The sequence below is a fragment of the Paenibacillus sp. 598K genome, assembly GCF_003851045.1.
Classification (GTDB): domain Bacteria; phylum Bacillota; class Bacilli; order Paenibacillales; family Paenibacillaceae; genus Paenibacillus_D.
In genome coordinates, this window is the sequence record NZ_BFBX01000103.1 from 56,062 (window position 1) to 56,285 (window position 224).

The window sequence follows — 224 nt, forward strand, 5'->3', positions numbered from 1 at the left end:
CGGCGAGAAGCCGATGGCCGAGTCGCTGGCGGACGCGCAAGCGTTGACCGAGATGTCGAGGCGGACGGGCAGACGCTACAGCGTCATGCAGAATCGTCGCTACAATCCGCAGATTCGCGCCTTGTGCAAGCTGGTGGCTGAGGGCGGGTTGGGCACGCTGGGCGCGGTGCATACCGATTTTTTCATCGGCGCGCACTTCGGCGGCTTCCGCGACGAGATGGACA

General features: G+C 64.7%; 1 pseudogene. It reads left to right on the forward strand.

Annotated features, from left to right (window positions below):
* Positions 1-224 (forward strand): annotated as a pseudogene (locus tag PA598K_RS26500) (gfo/Idh/MocA family oxidoreductase); the annotation flags it as partial.